Genomic DNA, 19,527 nt, shown 5'->3' on the forward strand with positions numbered 1-19,527 from the left:
CCTACTGTGGCTGATCGGGTGGCTCAGACTGTTGTTAAGCTGCTTATAGAGCCGCGACTAGACTGTCTTTTTCATTCGGATTCCTATGGATACCGGCCAGGAAAGTCAGCCAAACAAGCAGCTGAGATCACTCGCAGGCGCTGTTGGAATATGAATTGGGTGGTGGAGTTTGATATCAAGGGAGCTTTTGATCATATCGATCATAAGTTGCTGCTCAAAGCGGTAAGGCATCATGTGAAGGATGACTGGATTCTGTTGTATATCGAACGGTGGCTTAAAGCGCCGTTTGAGACTGCTGACGGCGTTCGGGTATCGTTTGGCCGAAAATCAGAGCAGGCCGTCGATCCGGCAACGCCTCAAATGGCGTTGTTCAATGAAGCGGAGCACGAGGTCGAGTTGGCGTGCGAGACCACTCAAGAAGAGGTCGTCCCACCCGCCAAGCGCCGTGGCAAGCGTAACCCATTGCCTGCCGATCTACCGCGCATCGAAGTCATCCACGAACTGCCCGAGCATGAACTGAACTGCATCTGCGGCTGCCGCAAACACGCCATTGGCGAGGAAATCTGCGAGCAACTTGAAATTGTCCGGATGCAGATACGGGTGATCAAACACGTTCGTAAAGTGTACGGTTGTCGCGACTGCAAGACAGCACCGGTCACTGCGGACAAACCGGCTCAGGTGATTGAAAAAAGCATGGCCAGCCCGAGCGTTCTGGCGATGCTGCTGACCACTAAATATGTGGATGGTTTACCGCTGCACAGCTTTGAAAAAGTACTGGGCCGCCACGGCATCGATATCCCTCGCCAGACCCTGGCACGCTGGGTTATCCAGTGTGGTGAACACTTCCAGCCGCTGCTGAATTTAATGCGCGATAGCCTGTTGGCCAGCCGCGTCATCCACTGCGATGAAACGCGGGTGCAGGTATTGAAGGAGCCTGATCGCGAGCCGAGCAGCCAATCATGGATGTGGGTGCAAACCGGCGGGCCACCGGATCAGCCGGTCATCCTTTTTGACTACTCCACCAGCCGAGCGCAGGAGGTGCCTACGCGCCTGCTCGATGGCTATCGTGGCTACGTCATGACCGATGATTATGCCGGTTACAACGCGTTGGGCGCCCAAGCCGGGGTTGAGCGTTTAGGATGCTGTGCCCATGTGCGTCGCAAATTCGTTGAAGCACAGAAAGTGCAGCCCAAAGGTAAGACGGGACGCGCGGATATCGCGCTGAATCTGATCAACAAGCTTTACGGCATCGAACGCGACCTAAAAGCTTGCGGCGACGCTGAACGTAAGATCGGTCGTCACGAACAAAGTCTGCCGGTACTGGCTCAGTTGAAAAGCTGGATCGAAAAGACGCAGCCACAGGTAACCGCTAAGAATGCCCTGGGTAAAGCCATCAGTTACCTCGCAAGCAACTGGAGCAAGCTGGAACGATACGTCGAGGAAGGCTACCTGCCGATCGACAATAACGCCGCAGAGCGCGCGATCCGCCCCTTCGTGATTGAAAGGAAGAACTGGTTGTTCAGCGATACGCCCAAAGGCGCAACGGCCAGTGCTCAACTGTACAGCCTGGTCGAGACCGCCAAAGCCAACGGCCAGGAGCCTTATGCGTGGCTGCGCCACGCACTTGAGCGCTTGCCACTGGCATCCTCGGTTGAAAATTACGAAGCCTTGCTGCCGTGGAACTGCGCACCCCAACCTCACGGCTAAACGCTCTGCCTGCCTTTGGCTAGGTGGGGTTTATGGAGCGCTTACGGAGCATCCGTACGTCTACGCCGAATGGAAAAAAGTGCGAGTCCATATCGACTACCACGTTGAGGTCGACGGCCACTTTTACTCGGTGCCGTACCAGTTAGTGAAACATCAACTCGAAGTGCGGCTCACCGGCCAGACCGTCGAGTGCTTCCACGCCAACCAGCGCGTGGCCAGTCATCTGCGCTCGCTGCACAAAGGCCGCCACACCACGCAAACCGAACACATGCCCAAGAGCCACCGCGAACATGCTGAGTGGACACCGCAACGACTGATCCGCTGGGCAGAGCAGACCGGGCCGAACACCGCAGGCGTCATCGCCTACATCCTCGGGCGCCGAATCCATCCGCAGCACGGCTTCCGCGCCTGCCTGGGCATCCTGCGCCTGAGCAAACAGCACGGCGAAGCGCGGCTGGAGGCCGCGTGCCAGCGTGCGCTGGCACTGGGCGCATGCAGTTACAAAAGCCTTGAATCGATCCTGCGCCAAGGACTAGAGCGGCTGCCGCTGGCCCAGCAAAACCTGCCGCTGCTGCCCGACGAGCACATCAATCTGCGCGGCCCTGGCTACTACCACTGACCTGAAAAAGGAGCTTCGAAATGCTACCGAACCCGACCCTGGACAAGCTGCAAACCCTGCGCCTGCACGGCATGATCAAGGCGCTTGGCGAGCAACACGCAACGCCCGACATCAACGATCTCAGCTTCGACGAACGCCTGGGCCTGATGGTCGATCGCGAGCTGACCGAGCGCGAAGACGCACGCCTGACGACGCGCCTCAAAGCGGCGCGGATACGTCACAACGCCTGCCTGGAGGACATTGATTACCGCAGCCCACGTGGCCTGGACAAAGCCCTGATCCTGCAATTGAGCAGCGGCCAATGGCTGCGCGACGGCCTGAACCTGATCATCGGCGGGCCAAAGGGCGTAGGCAAAACCTGGCTCGCCTGCGCGCTGGCCCACAAGGCCTGCCGCGACGGCCACAGCGTGCGTTACCTGCGTCTGCCGCGCTTGATGGAGGAGCTGGGCCTGGCTCATGGCGACGGCCGCTTCGTCAAACTGATGGCGGGTTATGCCAAGACCGACTTGCTGATCCTGGACGACTGGGGCCTGGCGCCGTTTACCGCTGCGCAACGGCGCGACATGCTTGAACTGCTGGACGACCGCTACGGCAACCGCTCGACACTAGTGACCAGCCAGATGCCAGTGGACAAATGGCACGCACTGATCGGCGATCCGACCTTGGGCGACGCGATCCTCGACCGGCTGGTGCACAACGCTTACCGGATCGAACTGAAGGGCGAATCGATGCGCAGACGCGCAACGAAATTGACGGTAACAGGGACTTCAGACTAACAATGCAAACCTGCGTCGCTGCGCTCCGACTGCCTGGCCGGATGAGCGTGGAACAGGTGGCCGGATGTTGGCGGGCTGGGTGGCCTGATGGCGTGGAATGCGCAAGCGCGACTTCATCATTAGAAAAAACAAGCATGATATTCGTTTGGTACATTACGAATTTGCTTGTACCAGCGACCCCGTCCCATAGGCGGTTGAGTGCAAGGATTCCTTCAAGCATGGCTCTTGTATGGCGAACAATCTCGTCGCGAGGCATCCCTGGATCATTTTTGACGAGGCGTCGAAGCAAACCGATGTCGCTTTGTGTATCCACATACTCTTGGATGAACTGCCGGGGAGGCATGTGTGTTAGGCGACCCTCCATGTCCTTGCTCTGGCGGACGAGATCAGCTTCTTTCTGAGAGGTGACCTTGTTTAGAGCCTGCTCACGGATAAACACGACCGTGAGTGCAACGATCGTGAGGACAAACGCCCAGATTGAATGGCTGAAGTTTCCTGTGAAATCCCATGCTGCTATGGCTTTTAGCTGATCCAGGATGGGTGTGCTGCATACTGAGATAAACGATGCGCTCACCACGCTGGTGAGAGCTAGGAAGAAAGAACCTTTAGCGGTTGCCATGAACGGCTTCGCTTCTTTCACCTTCACGGCGGGCCGGGTGTCCAAGCCCTGCGAAGCGACTTCAGGCGCCGACATTCCATCTGCATCTTTGGGGGCGTCATTGTTCATACAATCTTCCTCAGGTAGCACTCAGCGTCTACTCAAGAACGTGGGCACTGACATGCTCAGGCTCGCGTAAGCCCGGCGATAGTTGGCTGCGGTGACGGACACGCCTCAGCAACAGGGGCGCGAATCTTATCAGTGCTGGCAAGCTGATGTCATTCAGTTGGTCCACGGCAAGCTAGCCGTGGAGCCCAAAACAGCACATGCCTGATTTCTTTTTTTTCGCACTGACTGCTCGGCGCTGACGTTAACTCGAATTGTCGCGCATTGGCAGAACACTAAGGGGGGCGTGCGCATGCAGAAAAATGGACACCATCGGCACGAAGGATTGATTTGGGAGGTGAGCGCCCGGCTACATCCGACTGAACATAAGTTGTAGCCACCAGATTTTGTTCAACGATTCAACCGCCGCGTTGGCGACTGGATGGGCGGGGCTGGGCATACTCTCGGCTTATATGTTCTTGGTGAAAGCCCGTCTTGAGTCAGGTGCACTGGTGGCGGCCTGTCCTGAATGGGAGGGAGAGCGGATCCCGGCGCATATCGCGTTTTTCGAGAACCGTCATGTCGAATCAACGGTGCGAGTATTCATGGAGTGGATTCGGGAGCTGTGTTCGCGGTACCGATAGGAATGCGGGGCTTATGGTTCCAAGAAGGTCTTGAAGCATGCAGTTGGCTGCACTCTTGGAGGATTTTTGAAACTTGCGCGAAAGGCCCGGTTTGGTTACTGTTCGTGGACTGAGCGACGTAGAGCAACTGATCAAAAACTCTGCCTTTTGGGAGGGTACCTTAGATAAGGGTTCGAATCTCTGCGCCTCCGCCATACTTTTTACGCCAAAGCCCTGATTTTTCAGGGCTTTTTCGTTTCTGGCGTTTGGCGGCGGATGTCGCATGATCGGGCACCGTTTCCGCATCATCGGCATCGTTTCCGCAACTGCCCCTCAGCGAGTGGGTTCTACGACCTCACTACCCGGCGATACACGGTCTCGGTGATCCGTTTATCATCGTGGCCCAAGAGGCGGCTGGCATGGGCCAGGTCCTCTATGTCGCTTGCCGCTTTCGAACGGACGTCGAACCTGAAAGCTCCTTATGTGCACTGCAAGTTTTTTCCAGTTGAGGCCTACACCGTCGCGTGACAAATGCAAATGCTCGCCGCCTAGTGTGCAACGCTGCATTGCACGAACCACGGCGAGCGGGCAGTTATCAGAAGATGGGACCGATGAGGCAGTAGCGGATCAATGCCTGTTCTGAGCTTTGTTTATGCCTGAGTACCATGTGGACGACGACGTCGCGCTGCTCTTCATAGATCTCGAAGAAGATGCGGTACCGGCCAATGATCATCTTGCGGTACTGGAGAATTCCCAGCGAGCTGGCCTCTTCACTCACAGCCCAGCGCATGGGAAATTCGACCAGCTTGATTGATATCTCGTCCAGCAGCTCATTGATTGCGGATAAGGCTGTTGCCTGGCCATGGTACCCGGCCAGGAAAACGATCTGGTCTTCAATGCTTTGGTATGCGGCGTTGGTGAATCGTACGGTATAGCGAAGCGGGGGATTGGGCATTCAGTTTCCTTACTATCTGCCTATTGACCAAACTTTTCCGCGAGTCGTGCTTTCAGGTCGTCGGTCGTACAGTGCTTGCCTTCGCTGTACTCCCGCGATCCGATTGCAAGCAGCTTTACGAGAGCAATTGCTTCGTCGCGGCTTTTGCGTTCAGCGAAAGATTCGACGACATAGGCCGGAATGCCGTTCTGAGTGATCACCATGGGCTCTTCCAGATCAAGATCGGCAGCATGGCGTTTCAGGTAGCTAATGGTCTCAACTCTCATTGAGCTTGCCTCCGTGACCAGATTGTTGGGTATCCAGCATGTTCAGGGATGAATGCCTGAATGGGCCATCAGCTTAGCCTGGCAACGGTCTAAATTAAACCTAAATTTAGACTAGGGTGTGCATGGGCTGCGGATCGACGCTCACTGATCACTCATCAGGGAAAAGGTCCATTACGATATCCTGTTCGATAAGCTGGGGACCCTGATTTCTCACATTACCCACCGCCTTGCTGACTGTGAACCATTGGAACTCATCTGTCGGGCGGCTACCTTCTCGGGCGATTTCTTCTGCCCTTGCTGGAGCGATACACCTGGTTCAAGCCATTCTCTGGCCATCTCCGGTGACAGCACCAAAGGCCTATGGCTGCGTCATTGCGCGCAGCTTCGACGCCAAACCGTTCGTTAGGATGGGGGCGCCTTACTTCCAGATCCATGACCACCTGCGACGTAACGGCGTTGTGCATTCAGCAGCAACTACGCGTTGTACGGTCAAATGTCTGCACGCGTGATGACCATTATTGAGTCCTCAAGACTGCCATGGACCTGGCCCAGGCAGATGCGTGGACGCTGCGACAGAAATTCAGCGTAGTGATCGAGAAGGCCGCGCGTGAGCTTGCCGGAACGCCATGCCTGGAACTGAGCGAAGCCGATCCGCCAAAGCAGGAGATCTGCTGCAGCCGGATGTTTGGAAGCCGATTGACCGAAATCGAGCCGATCAAGGAAGCGGTGCCCACCTACACCCAGCGCGCCGCCGAGAAGCTGCGGGCACAGAATTCACTCTGCAAAAAAATCCGCGTCAGCATTCGCACAGGCATTCTATGCTAGCCCTTAGCTTTACCCCCAATGGCATCACGCGCAATATTCAGCACTTTGCGCCGCTTCAGGAGGCAGTCTTGACCATGTCCGAAATCAGCATCGACCGTTACACGCCCGGTGATGAGAACGCCATTGTGGAATTGATCGTGCCCATTCAACGAGAGGAGTACGGTGTTGCGATCACCGCTGAAGATCAGCCCGATTTGCTTCATATCGAGTCGTTTTATCAGGTAGGCACCGGCGATTTTTGGGTGGCGCGTAAGGATGGCGTAGTGCTCGGGAGCATTGGTTTGAAGGACATTGGCAATGGCGAGGCCGCACTGCGCAAGATGTTTGTGGCCGCTGCGTGGCGCGGGCGGGAGTTCGGTGTGGCGAGCAAACTGCTTGAGTGTCTGGTCGAGGCTTCAAGAGCGCGCGGCGTGCGCAGGATTTATCTGGGGACTACCGCACAGTTTTTGGCTGCACACCGTTTTTACGAAAAGCATGGCTTCACACTGATTGATCCGCAGGACCTGCCTACCGGTTTTCCGCTCATGGCGGTCGACACACGGTTCTATGCTTTGGTCGTGTGAAAGGGCGACGCCTGATCGCGGGGGAATCCCCCCTTGAACGTATGGTCTGTTGCTCAGGGCGCTCATAAAATTCTTCCGTACGAGCGCCCTTGGAGGAGACCATGCTTAGCTACCTGTTCATCGGCGCGAATGATATCGCCGCTTCAGCTCGCTTCTACGACGCAATCTTGTTGCCGTTGGGTTACGAGAAGGAATCGGTGGACGACCAGCACAGCTACTCGCTGGCAGGCACTGAAGATAAATCCAATGGGCCGGGTACTGTCCATGTCGCCAGGCCTTTCGATGGGCAGCGCGCCACGGCTGGGAATGGAATGATGCCAGCGTTCCGCGCAGCCTCCAGAGCCAAGGTCGACGTGGTGCACGCGGCTGGCGTGGCCAATTGCGGAACGAACGAAGGCCTTCCCGGAACACGGGCTGCTTACACGGCCGGGTTTTATGTCGCTTATCTGCGTGATCCGGTCGGAAACAAAGTGGCGGTTTTTTTCAGCGATTGAATGCGGCTGAGGTGAGTGGCGGATATGCACAAGCGAATTTTTACGAGCCGCATTCCGAGGTGTTTGGCGAGCAGGGCGTGCGTGATCTGGTGGGCCGTAAGTAGCCGATCTATACACTCGTGATCGACCAGCACGGCCCACCTTGTTCATCCACTTACCGGTTATGCCGCAGGATGGAGAAATTCAACGCGGCCGCGATGCTGAGCCAGATCAAGTAAGGGAACAGGATCAGCCCTGTCACCAGGTCCAGTTGCAGTGCCATGACCACCATGGTCGCAACAGTGAGCCAGAGGAGCGTGAGAATCGCCATACCGGCGAAGATGCGATGCGCGCCGAAAAACACGGGTGTCCACAGCGTATTGAGCGCAATCTGGGCTGCCCACAACGCCAGCACCAACTGACTGCCCGGCAACAGGGTCAGGCGATACCCGGCCCAAGCCAGAAGCAGGTAGATCGTGGTCCAAGCGACGGGGAAGACCCAGTTCGGCGGAGTGAATCCGGGTTTTTGCAGGGCAGCGTACCAATCGCCGGGCTTGAAAATAATGCCGGTACTCGCCGCTGCACAGCAGGCAATCAGGAAAATATAAAAGGTCATCTGTGGTCCTTGGCTTGAGGAGTCTGGATCAGGAGGGCCCAACGGCCGTCTGAGGATTGGATGCCGATCGCGTGGAAAAGTCCGCCCGCGCGGTCAAGTATCGGTTTCGTTCAGGGACGCGTACCACTGTGCATACAGCGTATGAGTCACCTTGTGTCTGTTGAGATCGGGCGAGCCGTCATCCCACCAGACTGGTCCACGCTCTCCTAGCGCCACTTTGGCGGTGTTGACAGCGCCCCTTGCCGCCTTGAGTTGCGCCGGGTCACCTGAGGCCTTTGCCGACTTCACCGCCCGCCGCGCAGTCATGAGCTCGTTTACCCATCGCTGACGTTCGTCGTCATTTAGCCCAGGATTGGAGCAGCGCCACAGCTGATCCTTGACGACAAAATATCGCCCGTCTGGGGTAGTAGGGTTCATTTCAGTGGCTCCTCGCGACGTCGGTGCATGCACCTTTTTAAAGATACACAGGTACTCGGCCTGATCGTCTACCCTTTGTGCCATTCGAATGAACTGTATAGCGACTGCGAGGCCTTATCCGTACATCCAGTAAGGGAGCGATTCAGATGAACAACGATCAATTCGGTCAAGACGACGTGCAGCGCTTGCATCAGCGGGTTGCGCAAGAACTGGGTATCACCCCCGACGAGCTGAAAACCTGGATGATCAACGACATCGAACGAGTAACCGAGGGCGGGAAGGACGTAGGCCATATGGTGGTGTTCCGCGAGTCGACCCCATCTGACATCCTCGACAAGCTGCAGCACCGGCAAAGCCAGTTCACCGCTATGACGGGCGTCATCCAGCTGGATTGACCTGTCCCGGCAGACCTATGTGATGACCGCCCCGGCGTTAATTAGTTGGTTCGACTGCCGGACGCTTGCCTAGCGGCAGCTTCGCTATCATCGCCAGTACATGTTCTTCGACCTGCTCAAGGGTCCACGGCTTGTCCACGCACATGACGTTGTTTTCGACAAGGCCTTCGTAGTGGTCGACGAGAACGAAGGGAAGCGTGGGATAGGCATGGGAGAGCGTGGTGGTGAGGTCTACACCATTCATTACACCGGGGAGAGTTGCACAGGCCACCACAACGCTGATTGAAGACTGCGGATGCTGCACATATTCCATGCCTCGATGGACGTCCGCGAAAGCCTCTACTCGCAGCCCCAAGCCGCGCATGGCCTCTCTGATCCGCTGCAGCATTGCCGATTCGAACACCACCACTGCCGTGCCTGGGGCGTCGGAAGTATCCGTTGAGCGTCTCATATCAGTGCCTGCCATTGTGCGTCTGGGGTTGAGCATGGCACGTGTTTGGCGAAACCGTTTTTTAATTTCAGTTAACTCATCAATCGGCCAATGTCGCACGTGCGAACCCTCAACGGGGCCCCTCGGTTCCGGAGGCACTCTGATGAATCGGATCAGGACCGCCCGCATTGGGATGAACTGCAACACAGGATCAATGCCCAACGTGATACCCAACGCAGGACACTTGTCATGAGCGAAGAAAAAGAAGCCCCAACGAAAGAAGACGTTCCAGCTCACTCCACTGAGGAGGAGAAGGAACGTCTCAAGGATTTCAACAAGGACGGCATTCCGCCCGGGTCGAGCTGATCAACTCAGCGATAGCGCTCCAGCCAGTGCGCGTAAGGTGCGGGCAGCGTCCAGGACGCGTTGTCCACGCCCAGCTCCTTGGCTGCGAAGTATGCCCAGTGCGGGTCGGCCAAATGGGCGCGTCCCACCGACACCAGGTCCAGCTGGCCGGCTTCGACTGCAGCGTGCGCGAGTTGCGGTGTGCCGAAGCCCCACGCGGAGGTGACTGGCAGTCCCGCTTCGCGTCGAACGCGCTCGGCCACAGGCCCCATGAATGCCGGGCCCCATGGGATGTTGGTGTCCGGAATCGTGAAACCTACGCTGACGCTCAGCAGGTCCAGCCCCCCCTCCTTGAAACGGCGGGCCAGTTCGATCGACTCAGTCAATGTCTGCTCATCCCGCCCGTCGTATTCGATGACCCCAAAGCGCGCGGTCAGTGGCAGGTTCTCAGGCCACACCTCACGAACAGCTGCCAGGGTTTCCAGCAGGAAGCGGCTGCGGTTTTCAAAGCTGCCACCGTAGGCATCGGTGCGCTGATTGGAATGTTCGGAGAAGAAGCTTTGACCCAGATAGCCGTGGGCGAAATGCAACTCGATCCATTCGAAGCCTGCTTCACGAGCGCGGCGTGCTGCATCGACGAAGTCCTGACGTACCCGAGCGATATCGGCCAGGGTCATTTCTTGCGGCACCTTCGGCAGGTTGGCACCGAACGCGATTGGAGAAGGGGCGATGGTTTTCCATCCACGAGGGTCGTTCTCAGCGATGTGATCATCGCCTTCCCAAGGGCGATTGGCGCTGGCCTTGCGACCTGCGTGGGCGATCTGGATGCCGGGCACGGCGCCTGCGGCCTTAATGGCTTTTACCGCCGGGACGAAGGCCTGGGCATGCTCGTCGCTCCAGATACCGGCACAGCCCGGGGTGATACGGCCCTCGGGGGAAACGGCTGTGGCCTCGACCACGATCAGACCCGCACCGCCGCGCGCCATGCTTGCCAGATGCACATGGTGCCAGTCGTTGATAATGCCGTCGTCAGCCATGTACTGACACATCGGCGGGATGGCAATGCGGTTTCGCAGGGTGACGTCTTTGAGCGTGAAGGGTTCGAACAGTGCTGACATGGGAAGATTCCTCGTGTGAGTGTTTCGCTTGTTCGATAGTATTCGAAATATAGCGTTTTTTGAACCCCCCCGCTATCATGCCCTCATGCGTGCCTTCAAACATCCCATCCCCTCCGACGTCACCCTCGAGCGCCTGCTTTATGCGCTGAGTGACCCCGTTCGGCTGGAAATCGTTCGCTGCCTGGCAGGGGTAGAGGAGGCGTCGTGTGGAGAACTGGATGGCGGTCGACCGAAGTCAACGATGTCCCATCACTTCCGTGTATTACGCGACGCAGGGCTGGTTCATACCCGCAACGTTGGCACGACGCACATGAACTCCCTGCGCGCCGAGGATCTGGATCAACGGTTTCCCGGGCTCTTGTACAGCATTCTTGCCCAAGCCTGAGCGGTCTCGCAATGGTCAGCTTGAATCGCTTTATTCTGGGGGCAATCCCTGCACTATCCGCCCGGCGTCGGAACGGGTCAGCGAGTAATCGAAAAATTGTCGATAGAAGTCCATCGTCTGGCGTTCGATATCGACGTCCCCGAACAGCGTTGGATGCAGCTGCTTCGCCGCCCACTGGATCTGTAGCGCAACTTCGGTGCCATAGCGATCCCATGGAAATACACCCGCAGGATTGCGCAACACGTGCTGATTCTTCACCGCCGTCAGTTGTTGCAGTAATGACGCTTGCGCTGCCTGATCAAGGTGACCCGCGCCGGCGGCCAGTATCAGCACGTCAGGCTGCCAGTCGAGTAGCTGCTCGGCCGAAACGATTTGCATGTTGCCCCGCAAACCAACGGCGGCATTGCGGCCACCGGCAATCTTTATCCATTCATTGATCAGCGTATCGCTGCCGTCTACCTTCAGTGGGTTGATCGAAGCGATGTGCAGCACGCGTGGACGTTGCTCCATGGACACGTGTGAAATCCTGCTGCTCACATCCGCCGCCTGTTGATCGAGGTAGCGGTTATAGGCCTCGGCCCTAGCCATCGACGTTTGTGATCCGAGCGTCTGCGCCGTGGCGAGCATCGAACGCTGCAAGCCGGGAAGGTCCGTGTAACCCATGCGCATCACGGGCAGGCCGACTTGCTCGTAGGCCACTGACTGCCGGTCTGCCAGGGCGGTAAAGACCAGATCGACATGCTGGCCGAGCAGACCTTCCACATTGAAAGCGGTGCCGTCCACGCGTGTGGCAGTGTTCAGTTCCGGGAGGACCTTGAACATCCAGGGCTGACTGCGGGGGTGGTTGACCGTTGCGACGATCCGCGAGCCGGCCCCCAGTGTCATCAGCAGGACATGATGGGCGTACCAGGCGTCGGCGATGTGCACGGGGTCATGGGGTACGGTGACCGAATGACCGCTATCGTCCACGACCTGGCGAGCCCCGGGGGTCTCAGCGGCGGCGTGTGCGAAAAGACACGTCATCAGCAGGCAGCCGGTCGTCGCTTTGGCCCAATGCCTGATGGGACGCGCCGCTTTCAAAGGTCCACCTGAATCGATGCCTGCAGCATACGCGGTGCGGCGGGCGTGGCGCTGGCCTGACCCGCCCCGGTGTAACCGTTCAGGCCTCCGGGAACGATGTTGGTCCAGTAATGCTCGTTACCCACATTGGTCATTTCCAGGCGATAAACCGTGTCGCGCTTCATCAGGCGGGTGCTGTAGCTCGCGCCGATATCGAACGTTTCATAGCTGCCGACCCAATGATCGTTGCTGTCGTCGGTGGGACGAGGGCCGACGTAACGGGCGTTCAGATTCACTGCAAGGCCTGGGACCTGATCGATGCGGTACTCCGTCAACAGGCTCGCCGTTACCCGTGACAACCCGACGATACGCGTGTTTTCGGTACTGGCATTGCCTGTCGAAAGCAGCTTGGGATCAAGCCAGGTGAGGCCGCCGTACATCTTCAGGTTCTGCGTAACGTTGCCATCGGCCAGAAACTCCAGGCCACGATTGCGCTGTTGACCGGCGATGGCATAGACATTGTCCGCCTGGGTGTAGGCGAAGGGGCGCTTGATCTGAAACGCAGCCAGCGACAGGTTGACGCCGCTGACCACCCACTTGCTGCCCAGCTCCCACATGCGGCTGCGATAGGGCGAAAGGATGCTGCCCGCGTTGCTGCTGCCTGCAGTGGCGCTGTCGCCTTGCTGCAGGCTATCGGCGTAAGTCAGGTACAGCGTCAGATCGTCGACCGGTTTATACAACAGGCTGCTGGCGGTGCTGACACCTGAGTCTTGCGATGAAGTGTGGGCGCCGGCCAGGGTGTAGTTATCGGCAGTCAGACGGCTTTGGCTGCCGCTGAGCATCAGGCTCCATTGCGGCGTGAAAGTCAGGGTGTCGCCAACGATGAACGAGCGCTGCTTGGCATTGGCCGAATGATAGCGATGGGTGAAGTCGGGATAGTCCGGCTCTGCAAAGCTCGACGGATCGCTCAGGCTGGCAGTGCCCAAGGTCTGGGCGCTGCCTGCCACCGGGTTGTAGTTGTCCCAGTTGAAACCGGTCAGGCCGAACGTCAGCTCATGTCGGACCGGCCCGGTGTAGACGCTGCCGTTGAGGTCGGCCAGATAGCTGTTGATCGTGAAGCGGCTGGCCGTCGCGCTCGACACCGAGCTGCGGTAGGTCCCGGCGTTGTTGATCAGGGTGTTGGTGACGCCGGTCGACTCACGGTCGGCGATCTGCCGCAGCGCGCCAACGTCGAGTTTCCAGTTGCCGTCGAAGTCGTGCTTGAAATGCGCGCTGGCAGTGTCGGTGGTGTTGTTGTCGCCGGCATGGTTCTGCCCCAGATTGCTGCGCGTCGGGTCCGGCGCGTGGGGCAGGGTGACGCCTGAGGCGACGGCGGACTTGCCCGGCAAGCCTTTAGCCAGGTAGTTGTAATGGCTGAAGTGGGTCTCGATGACACTGTCTTCGCTGACCTGAAAATCGGTCGCCAGGCTCACCAGCTGTCGGCGCAGGGTGCTGCCGGATGCGTAGCTGTGGCCCTGCTCGTCAGCCAGGTTGAGGCGGTATTTGATCTTGCCTTCGGGGTCGAACGGGCCGCTCAGGTCGGCGGTTTTCAGCCAGCTTAGCCCTGTACCGACACCTAGCGTCACGCGGTTGCGGGTGAAGTCGGTCGGGCGTTTGGACAGCAGGTTGAAGGTGCCCGCCGGGTTGGCCGGACCGTACAGCGACCCTGACAGACCACTGAGTACTTCCACGCCGCCGAGTTGCTCGGCCGGGTAGTCGGTGGTCGACACCACATTGAGCCCGTCCAGACGGCTGTTCTGCACCACGCTGCCTTGCAGGCCTCGGGTTTGCGGCCTGGCGCCGTCAGCTTGTACCGAAGGCAGGTAGCGAATGATGTCCTTGAAACTCTTCAGTTGCTGACTGTCGATCAGGTCACGCGGCACGACGCTGATGGAGTAGGGCGTGTCCTGAAGGCGTCGCTGGCCCATCGGCCCCAGCGAGGCTGACTTCTCACGCGCCTGTTGCATGATGGACTCATCAGCACCCACGTCGATCGGCGCCAGGGTGACTTCATCGGCATGCGCCAGGTGCACGGCACTGCTGAGCAGTAGCGGCGCAAAGGCAAAACGTGATGAGAACGAGCGTTTCATGAATAAAGAACTCAGCAAGGGATAAAAAAACGATGGCCGTCGGCATCGATCTGCCTGACCTTGACCTGATAGAGGCGCTGCATGAGGTCGCTGTCGATGACGTCCCGGGGAGAGCCGTCAGCGATCAGTCGGCCCTCGTGCAGCACCCACGCGCGATTGGCCGATGCAAGCGCCTGGTCTGGGCGATGAGTGCTGGAAACCACGCTCAGGCCTTGTTCGGCGAGTTGTTCCAGCAGCGCCAGCAGTCGAAGCTGATGACCGTAGTCAAGGCCGGTAATGGGTTCATCGAGGACAAGCACCTGCGCGCGCTGGACCAGTGCCCGGGCAATCAGCACCAGTTGCCGCTCGCCACCGGACAAGTCGGTGTAGATCCGTGCGGCCAGGTGGGCGATACCCAGATCGTGGAGAGCCTGCTCGATAAGTTCCTCATCGGCGCGGTCCGGGGCGTGCATCAGTCCGGTCGTGGGCAAGCGGCCTTGCGCGACGATATGGAAGACGCTGAACGGAAAGCCCGGCACATGGTGTTGCGGGACGTAAGCCAGATGCCGGGCAATGCTGCGTCGATTCAATGTGGGCATCGGCTGGCTTTGAAGGCTAACCTGCCCGGCAGTGGGCGCTAGCAACCCCAGCAGGATTCGAAGCAGGGTGCTTTTGCCCGCGCCATTGGCGCCGAGCAGCGCGATATTATCGCCAGGGTTAATGGTCAGCGAAATGCCATTCAGGACCTGGCGGTTGCCGATGCGATAGCTCAGCCTCTCGGCCTGCAAGCGCGTCATAGCCAGCCCTTGCGCACGCGATGCAGCACCAGCACGAACGCAATTGCGCCGAACAGCTCGGTGATGATGCCTAGCGGAATTTCGCTCGCTGAAACGCTGCGGGCGATGCCATCGGCCGCGAGCAGAAAAACCCCGCCCAGACAGGCGCTGACCGGCAGCAACCGGGTGTTGCTCGGGCCGACCAGCAATCGCGCCAGATGCGGCACCAGCAGACCGATCCAGCCCACCATCCCTGCAAGGCTGACCGTAAGCGCACAGATCAACGTTGCCAGAATGATCACGCCATAGCGGATCTTCTGTACCGGCACCCCCAGGCTCAGGGCTTCGTCATCGCTTAGCGACAGGGCATCGATGGCGCGTCCAGCCAGGCACAGCAGCGCGATAGCCAGCATCAGCACGGGCGCTGTGAGCCACAGCGTGTATCGGTCTATTGCGCTTAAGCTGCCAAGCAGCCAGTAAACAATGTTCGGCAGTTGATCGACCGGGTCGGCCAGATATTGTGTGATGGACAACAGCGAGGTGAACAGGGCATTGGCGACGATGCCGCCGAGCACCAGCAGCACAATCGATGGCGACTGAAACATATGCGCGATGCCTACGCCGACGACGACCGCGATCAGACCGGTCACGCTCGCCAACACTGCAATCGACAGTGGATGCAGATGCCAGACAATCCCCAGCGCCGCACCGAAGGCGCAGCCACTGAGTACCCCGAGCAGTCCCGGCGATACCAGCGGATTGCGAAATACCGCCTGATACGCTGCGCCCGAAACCGAAAGCCCGGCGCCCACCAGAACCCCGGCGACAATACGCGGTGCGCGGGCGTCGATCAGCAGGCTGTGGATCAACTGAAACCGTTCCGATGGCATGTCACTGACGCCACACCAGGTCGCCAGAAACCAGCCCAGATCGATGACCGAAATGGCGTAGCGACCCAGCAGCAAAGACACCAGCGTTGCGATGACGAGCAAAAGAAAACTGAGCAGGGTCAGCGGCAGGGGCGCTCGAACAGGCATCGGACACTCGGGTTGGGAAGTATACAAAACTATACAGCGATAATGCCGGATGCTCTACGTGACGGGTCGCCGCAGGATTAATCTTCATGTGTGCGAGGGTGGCGCGCTAATACCCGTTTACCGGCCGGCATACTTGACCCTAATCTGCGGGCAGGCGCGCACTTATGGTCTGAACATTGCTATGACCTTGGTGCAGGGGCCGTAACATCCGAAATTTGACGTTAAGGCATTCCTGCACCCCTCCTGTAGATATATAGCGACGCGTTCCCCGATGAGCGTGTCATGGAGCCAGCCTTTGAGTACTCTCTCGGAAATTGCAGCAAATCTGTTGAAGCGTGAACGTTTGACCGAAGGCTCCAGCGTCGAAGTATCGAGGCAGGGCGTGATGGGTTGGGAACAACTAATGGCGCTGTCGCAGGAAAAAGACGTGCACAAGTGGCAAGCGGCACTCAACGAACTCATCAGCCACACGCCCGGAAAGCGTCGCGTGACAGTATTACGGGTAATCCAGGGCGGATTGGCGTGATCGACGATGTCCGTTAGGCGCTATTATCGGGCTTGTTGGCGTTAGTCAGCACTTGATCAACGGCGTACAGTCGCAACACTGTCCTTGCCATGATCGGATTTCATCGATGAGCCGTCCTCGTTTTCTCCCTGACAACTTCACCCTGACCCTGGTTGCGGTGGTGGTCATTGCCAGTTTTCTTCCCGCCACCGGCCAGGTTGCCATCGGGTTTGGCTGGTTGACCAATGCTGCCATTGCGTTGCTGTTCTTTCTGCATGGCGCCAAGTTGTCGCGTGAATCCATCATCGCCGGCGCCGGTCATTGGCGCTTGCATCTGTTGGTATTCAGCCTGACGTTCGTGGTCTTTCCGCTGTTGGGTCTGGCGCTCAAGCCGCTGCTGTCGCCGCTGATCGGCAAGGACCTGTACATGGGCATCCTGTATCTGTGCGCATTGCCTGCGACGGTACAATCGGCGATCGCCTTTACCTCCCTGGCGCGCGGAAATATTCCGGCAGCGATCTGCAGCGCGGCGGCATCGAGTCTGTTCGGGATTTTCCTCACCCCGTTGTTGGTAACGCTGCTGTTGAACGTGCACGGCGAGGGCGGTTCAACGGTGGATGCGATCGTCAAAATCAGCCTGCAGTTGCTGTTACCGTTCGTGGTGGGGCAAATCGCTCGCCGCTGGATCGGTGCTTGGGTAGGGCGTAACAAGAACTGGCTGAAATACGTGGATCAAGGTTCGATTCTGTTGGTGGTGTACGGCGCATTCAGCGAAGCGGTGAACGAGGGCATCTGGCACAAGATTCCCTTGTGGGACCTGGCCGGGCTGGTGGTGGTCTGTGCTGTGGTGCTGGCTCTGGTGCTGTCGATCGCAACGCTGCTGGGCAAGCTGTTTGGCTTCAGCCTTGAAGATCGCATCACGATCCTGTTTTGCGGCTCCAAGAAGAGTCTGGCCACTGGTGTGCCGATGGCTCAAGTGTTGTTTGCCGGCAGCACTATCGGGGTCCTGATCCTGCCGCTGATGTTGTTTCACCAGATTCAACTGATGGTCTGCGCAGTGCTGGCCCAGCGTTATGCCAAGCGCAATGAGTCGGTGTCGGAAATGATGGCTCAGATTGATCCCTGATCGAGCTGAGGACTGGCCTGGCCTTTGAGCCTACGAAAAGCCCCGATATTTCGGGGCTTTTCGTAGGCCGCTTCAGGCCTCTGCCAGAAGCTCTTCGTATTCCTTGACGTACTCTTTGGCCAGCGACTGTTTCTCCTGCTCATCGAGCAGCTTGCCTGCCATCTGGAAAAACTTGTTTTCCTCTTCCTTGAGATGGTGATGGACTTTCTCCGACAGCTTCTTCGCTGTCGCCAGCCAGGACGGGCTGGACATCTCGGTTTCGTCCAGTGTCTCCATTAACTCGTCCATTTCATGATGCTCGGAAATGGCATGGCGGCTCAGGTCAACACCGTTGTCGTACTGCATCAGGGGAATATAGAAAAAACGCTCCTCTGCAGTTTCGTGCGCCTGCAGCTCGGCTTTGAGCTGTCCATAGGCTTCGACGCGCTCCTTGTTTTCCCCATGGGTCTTAACCAGCGCCTCGGCATAGCCGCGCTGGCGTTCATGGCTTTCTCTTAAGGCTTCGAAGATATTCACAAGGGCTTCCTCAATCGGGATCAGGTTCGGTGCATATCCTAGACCTCGACTGAGCAGCTGTCGTTCACAGGGCGAAGTGGCATAAGCATAGATCCATACGTTTCTTTCATAATTTTTGGCAGTTTTTATAATCAAAACGACTTTCATCTTTTGCGCTCATGCTTCTCAGGCCTGAACGCGTCATCTATCCAGCTCTCTCTTTTTATTCCAAGGATCGCCATGTCGCTACGCAAACTCATCGTCGCTTCTGCATTATTGCTGGCGACGGTCACGGCACACGCCGAGCAAGTCATCAACATCGGATACCAGCGCTCTTCAACGCTGTGGATCTTGCTCAAAAATGACGGCCAGCTGGAACAGCGGCTCAAGCCATTGGGCTTTACCGTCAATTGGCATGAATTCAGCAGCGGCCTGTTGAGCGCAATGAACGCGGGGAGCGTGGACCTGCACGCTGACGTGGCCGACGCGTTTGCGCTGTTCACTCAGGCAGCCAACACACCGCTGACTTATTACGCGCGAGAAAATCCATCACCGAGTGCTCAAGCGATCATCGTGCAGGACGGTTCGCCGATCCGCAGCCTCGCGGATCTGAAGGGTAAGTCGGTCGCTGTCTCCAAAGGTTCGGGCAGTCATTTCCTGCTCATCTCGGCGCTCAAGAAAGTGGGGCTGACGCTGGCCGATATCAAGCCGGTTTACCTGGAAGCCCCCGATGGTGTGGCCGCATTCTCCAGCGGCAACGTCGATGCATGGGCGATCTGGGACCCGTTTTTCGCAACCCAGCAACGCGAGCATCACGTTCGTGTGTTGGCTGACGGCACCGAGGGTATCGCCAACTACAACCGTTTCTACGTCGCCAATACCCGCTTTGCCAAGGCTCATCCTGAGGTACTGCAAGTGGTGTTCGACACCCTTCGCCAGACCGGCCAGTGGGTCAAGGGCCATCCGCAGGAAGCGGCGAAGAAACTCGCGCCGCTGTGGGGCAACATTGCGCCTGAAACCGTGGAACTGGCCAACAGTCGCCGCAGCTATGACATCGTCCCGGTCAAGGTCGACGAGTTGGCCGAGCAGCAACGCATTGCCGATGACTACTCCGAGGCCAGGTTGATTCCCAAGCCCCTGAAGATTTCCGATATTTCGGTCTGGGTTCCGCAAGCCCAACCCACATCCGAATAAGGCAGGAGAAC

The 19,527-nt window shown here is 58.1% G+C and carries 20 protein-coding genes and 2 pseudogenes; 11 read left to right on the top strand and 11 right to left on the bottom strand.

Annotated features, from left to right (window positions below):
• Positions 1–6 precede the first annotated feature (6 nt).
• The 3 genes and pseudogenes from EC915_RS00005 to istB all read left to right on the top strand — a co-directional run bounded on the left by EC915_RS00005 (position 7) and on the right by istB (position 3,102).
• Positions 7–1,707 (top strand): IS66 family transposase, encoded by a 1,701-nt coding sequence (locus tag EC915_RS00005; RefSeq protein ID WP_133749375.1) that lies wholly within the window; start codon positions 7–9, stop codon positions 1,705–1,707.
• 40 nt (positions 1,708–1,747) lie between these two features.
• Positions 1,748–2,326: pseudogene (locus EC915_RS00010) on the top strand (IS21 family transposase); the annotation flags it as partial.
• Between the two features lie 20 nt (positions 2,327–2,346).
• Positions 2,347–3,102, top strand: coding sequence for an IS21-like element ISPsy14 family helper ATPase IstB (gene istB / locus EC915_RS00015; RefSeq protein WP_133748490.1), 756 nt, complete (start codon positions 2,347–2,349; stop codon positions 3,100–3,102).
• Positions 3,103–5,023: 1,921 nt separating this feature from the next.
• On the opposite strand, the gene EC915_RS00035 is transcribed toward istB, so the two are convergent.
• Together EC915_RS00035 and EC915_RS00040 are read right to left on the bottom strand one after the other, a co-directional pair.
• The gene (locus EC915_RS00035) at positions 5,024–5,383 is read right to left on the bottom strand and encodes a type II toxin-antitoxin system RelE/ParE family toxin (RefSeq protein WP_133748491.1); all 360 of its coding nucleotides are present in this window, start codon (positions 5,381–5,383) and stop codon (positions 5,024–5,026) included.
• Positions 5,384–5,403: 20 nt separating this feature from the next.
• On the bottom strand, positions 5,404–5,649 hold the full coding sequence (locus tag EC915_RS00040) for a type II toxin-antitoxin system Phd/YefM family antitoxin (RefSeq protein WP_133748492.1): 246 nt from the start codon (positions 5,647–5,649) through the stop codon (positions 5,404–5,406).
• Positions 5,650–6,011: 362 nt separating this feature from the next.
• On the opposite strand from EC915_RS00040, the pseudogene EC915_RS00050 reads away from it, so the two are divergent.
• The 3 genes and pseudogenes from EC915_RS00050 to EC915_RS00060 form a co-directional block, all read left to right on the top strand.
• Positions 6,012–6,465, top strand: a pseudogene (locus EC915_RS00050) (DNA polymerase V subunit UmuC); the annotation flags it as partial.
• 77 nt (positions 6,466–6,542) lie between these two features.
• Complete coding sequence (locus tag EC915_RS00055; RefSeq protein ID WP_133748493.1) at positions 6,543–7,037, top strand: GNAT family N-acetyltransferase; 495 nt, start codon at positions 6,543–6,545, stop codon at positions 7,035–7,037.
• 101 nt (positions 7,038–7,138) lie between these two features.
• Positions 7,139–7,531: a VOC family protein gene (locus EC915_RS00060; protein ID WP_133749377.1), complete on the top strand. Its 393-nt coding sequence runs from the start codon at positions 7,139–7,141 to the stop codon at positions 7,529–7,531.
• Between the two features lie 154 nt (positions 7,532–7,685).
• Here the strand turns inward: EC915_RS00060 and EC915_RS00065 are convergent, their stop codons facing one another.
• Both EC915_RS00065 and EC915_RS00070 read right to left on the bottom strand, forming a co-directional pair.
• Positions 7,686–8,126 carry a TspO/MBR family protein gene (locus tag EC915_RS00065; protein WP_133748494.1) on the bottom strand — a complete coding sequence of 147 codons (441 nt, stop codon included), beginning with the start codon at positions 8,124–8,126 and terminating at the stop codon, positions 7,686–7,688.
• A gap of 93 nt (positions 8,127–8,219) precedes the next feature.
• Positions 8,220–8,543, bottom strand: coding sequence for a hypothetical protein (locus tag EC915_RS00070; protein WP_133748495.1), 324 nt, complete (start codon positions 8,541–8,543; stop codon positions 8,220–8,222).
• A 146-nt stretch (positions 8,544–8,689) separates the two neighbouring features.
• Here EC915_RS00070 and EC915_RS00075 point away from each other — a divergent pair, with 146 nt between their 5' ends.
• Positions 8,690–8,938 (top strand): hypothetical protein, encoded by a 249-nt coding sequence (locus EC915_RS00075; protein WP_133748496.1) that lies wholly within the window; start codon positions 8,690–8,692, stop codon positions 8,936–8,938.
• 37 nt (positions 8,939–8,975) lie between these two features.
• Here EC915_RS00075 and EC915_RS00080 read toward each other — a convergent pair whose 3' ends face one another.
• Both EC915_RS00080 and EC915_RS00090 read right to left on the bottom strand, forming a co-directional pair.
• Positions 8,976–9,389 carry a response regulator gene (locus EC915_RS00080; RefSeq protein WP_133748497.1) on the bottom strand — a complete coding sequence of 138 codons (414 nt, stop codon included), beginning with the start codon at positions 9,387–9,389 and terminating at the stop codon, positions 8,976–8,978.
• 350 nt (positions 9,390–9,739) lie between these two features.
• A complete protein-coding gene (locus EC915_RS00090; RefSeq protein ID WP_133748499.1) occupies positions 9,740–10,831 on the bottom strand; it encodes an NADH:flavin oxidoreductase/NADH oxidase in 1,092 nt (363 codons plus the stop codon).
• A gap of 85 nt (positions 10,832–10,916) precedes the next feature.
• Between EC915_RS00090 and EC915_RS00095 the strand changes: the two genes are divergently transcribed.
• The gene (locus tag EC915_RS00095; protein ID WP_133748500.1) at positions 10,917–11,216 is read left to right on the top strand and encodes a helix-turn-helix transcriptional regulator; all 300 of its coding nucleotides are present in this window, start codon (positions 10,917–10,919) and stop codon (positions 11,214–11,216) included.
• 30 nt (positions 11,217–11,246) lie between these two features.
• On the opposite strand, the gene EC915_RS00100 is transcribed toward EC915_RS00095, so the two are convergent.
• Genes EC915_RS00100 through EC915_RS00115 form a run of 4 tightly spaced genes read right to left on the bottom strand, consistent with a single transcriptional unit; the run spans position 11,247 to position 16,196 of the window.
• A complete protein-coding gene (locus EC915_RS00100) occupies positions 11,247–12,239 on the bottom strand; it encodes an ABC transporter substrate-binding protein (RefSeq protein ID WP_133748501.1) in 993 nt (330 codons plus the stop codon).
• A 53-nt stretch (positions 12,240–12,292) separates the two neighbouring features.
• A complete protein-coding gene (locus EC915_RS00105) occupies positions 12,293–14,404 on the bottom strand; it encodes a TonB-dependent siderophore receptor (protein WP_256658616.1) in 2,112 nt (703 codons plus the stop codon).
• 11 nt (positions 14,405–14,415) lie between these two features.
• Positions 14,416–15,180: an ABC transporter ATP-binding protein gene (locus tag EC915_RS00110; RefSeq protein WP_256658617.1), complete on the bottom strand. Its 765-nt coding sequence runs from the start codon at positions 15,178–15,180 to the stop codon at positions 14,416–14,418.
• Entirely contained in the window at positions 15,177–16,196 is a 1,020-nt protein-coding gene (locus EC915_RS00115; RefSeq protein ID WP_133748503.1) for an iron ABC transporter permease, read from the bottom strand. The genes EC915_RS00110 and EC915_RS00115 overlap by 4 nt, the downstream gene beginning before the upstream one ends.
• A gap of 295 nt (positions 16,197–16,491) precedes the next feature.
• Between EC915_RS00115 and EC915_RS00120 the strand changes: the two genes are divergently transcribed.
• On the top strand, positions 16,492–16,722 hold the full coding sequence (locus EC915_RS00120; RefSeq protein WP_133748504.1) for a hypothetical protein: 231 nt from the start codon (positions 16,492–16,494) through the stop codon (positions 16,720–16,722).
• Positions 16,723–16,828: 106 nt separating this feature from the next.
• Positions 16,829–17,827 carry a bile acid:sodium symporter family protein gene (locus EC915_RS00125; RefSeq protein ID WP_133748505.1) on the top strand — a complete coding sequence of 333 codons (999 nt, stop codon included), beginning with the start codon at positions 16,829–16,831 and terminating at the stop codon, positions 17,825–17,827.
• A 72-nt stretch (positions 17,828–17,899) separates the two neighbouring features.
• Here EC915_RS00125 and EC915_RS00130 read toward each other — a convergent pair whose 3' ends face one another.
• Positions 17,900–18,343 (bottom strand): hemerythrin domain-containing protein, encoded by a 444-nt coding sequence (locus tag EC915_RS00130; protein WP_133749379.1) that lies wholly within the window; start codon positions 18,341–18,343, stop codon positions 17,900–17,902.
• Between the two features lie 219 nt (positions 18,344–18,562).
• Here EC915_RS00130 and EC915_RS00135 point away from each other — a divergent pair, with 219 nt between their 5' ends.
• The gene (locus EC915_RS00135) at positions 18,563–19,516 is read left to right on the top strand and encodes an aliphatic sulfonate ABC transporter substrate-binding protein (protein WP_133748506.1); all 954 of its coding nucleotides are present in this window, start codon (positions 18,563–18,565) and stop codon (positions 19,514–19,516) included.
• Positions 19,517–19,527 lie beyond the last annotated feature (11 nt).

Source organism: Pseudomonas sp. LP_7_YM, from assembly GCF_004364435.1.
Classification (GTDB): domain Bacteria; phylum Pseudomonadota; class Gammaproteobacteria; order Pseudomonadales; family Pseudomonadaceae; genus Aquipseudomonas.

Bases quoted from the DNA above. Each gene is read 5' to 3' on its own strand.
- istB (WP_133748490.1), top strand. From the start codon at position 2,347: ATGCTACCGAACCCGACCCTGGACAAGCTGCAAACCCTGCGCCTGCAC.
- EC915_RS00035 (WP_133748491.1), bottom strand. From the start codon at position 5,383: ATGCCCAATCCCCCGCTTCGCTATACCGTACGATTCACCAACGCCGCA.
- EC915_RS00040 (WP_133748492.1), bottom strand. From the start codon at position 5,649: ATGAGAGTTGAGACCATTAGCTACCTGAAACGCCATGCTGCCGATCTT.
- EC915_RS00060 (WP_133749377.1), top strand. From the start codon at position 7,139: ATGCTTAGCTACCTGTTCATCGGCGCGAATGATATCGCCGCTTCAGCT.
- EC915_RS00065 (WP_133748494.1), bottom strand. From the start codon at position 8,126: ATGACCTTTTATATTTTCCTGATTGCCTGCTGTGCAGCGGCGAGTACC.
- EC915_RS00070 (WP_133748495.1), bottom strand. From the start codon at position 8,543: ATGAACCCTACTACCCCAGACGGGCGATATTTTGTCGTCAAGGATCAG.
- EC915_RS00075 (WP_133748496.1), top strand. From the start codon at position 8,690: ATGAACAACGATCAATTCGGTCAAGACGACGTGCAGCGCTTGCATCAG.
- EC915_RS00080 (WP_133748497.1), bottom strand. From the start codon at position 9,389: ATGAGACGCTCAACGGATACTTCCGACGCCCCAGGCACGGCAGTGGTG.
- EC915_RS00090 (WP_133748499.1), bottom strand. From the start codon at position 10,831: ATGTCAGCACTGTTCGAACCCTTCACGCTCAAAGACGTCACCCTGCGA.
- EC915_RS00095 (WP_133748500.1), top strand. From the start codon at position 10,917: ATGCGTGCCTTCAAACATCCCATCCCCTCCGACGTCACCCTCGAGCGC.
- EC915_RS00100 (WP_133748501.1), bottom strand. From the start codon at position 12,239: ATGACGTGTCTTTTCGCACACGCCGCCGCTGAGACCCCCGGGGCTCGC.
- EC915_RS00105 (WP_256658616.1), bottom strand. From the start codon at position 14,404: ATGAAACGCTCGTTCTCATCACGTTTTGCCTTTGCGCCGCTACTGCTC.
- EC915_RS00110 (WP_256658617.1), bottom strand. From the start codon at position 15,180: ATGACGCGCTTGCAGGCCGAGAGGCTGAGCTATCGCATCGGCAACCGC.
- EC915_RS00115 (WP_133748503.1), bottom strand. From the start codon at position 16,196: ATGCCTGTTCGAGCGCCCCTGCCGCTGACCCTGCTCAGTTTTCTTTTG.
- EC915_RS00125 (WP_133748505.1), top strand. From the start codon at position 16,829: ATGAGCCGTCCTCGTTTTCTCCCTGACAACTTCACCCTGACCCTGGTT.
- EC915_RS00135 (WP_133748506.1), top strand. From the start codon at position 18,563: ATGTCGCTACGCAAACTCATCGTCGCTTCTGCATTATTGCTGGCGACG.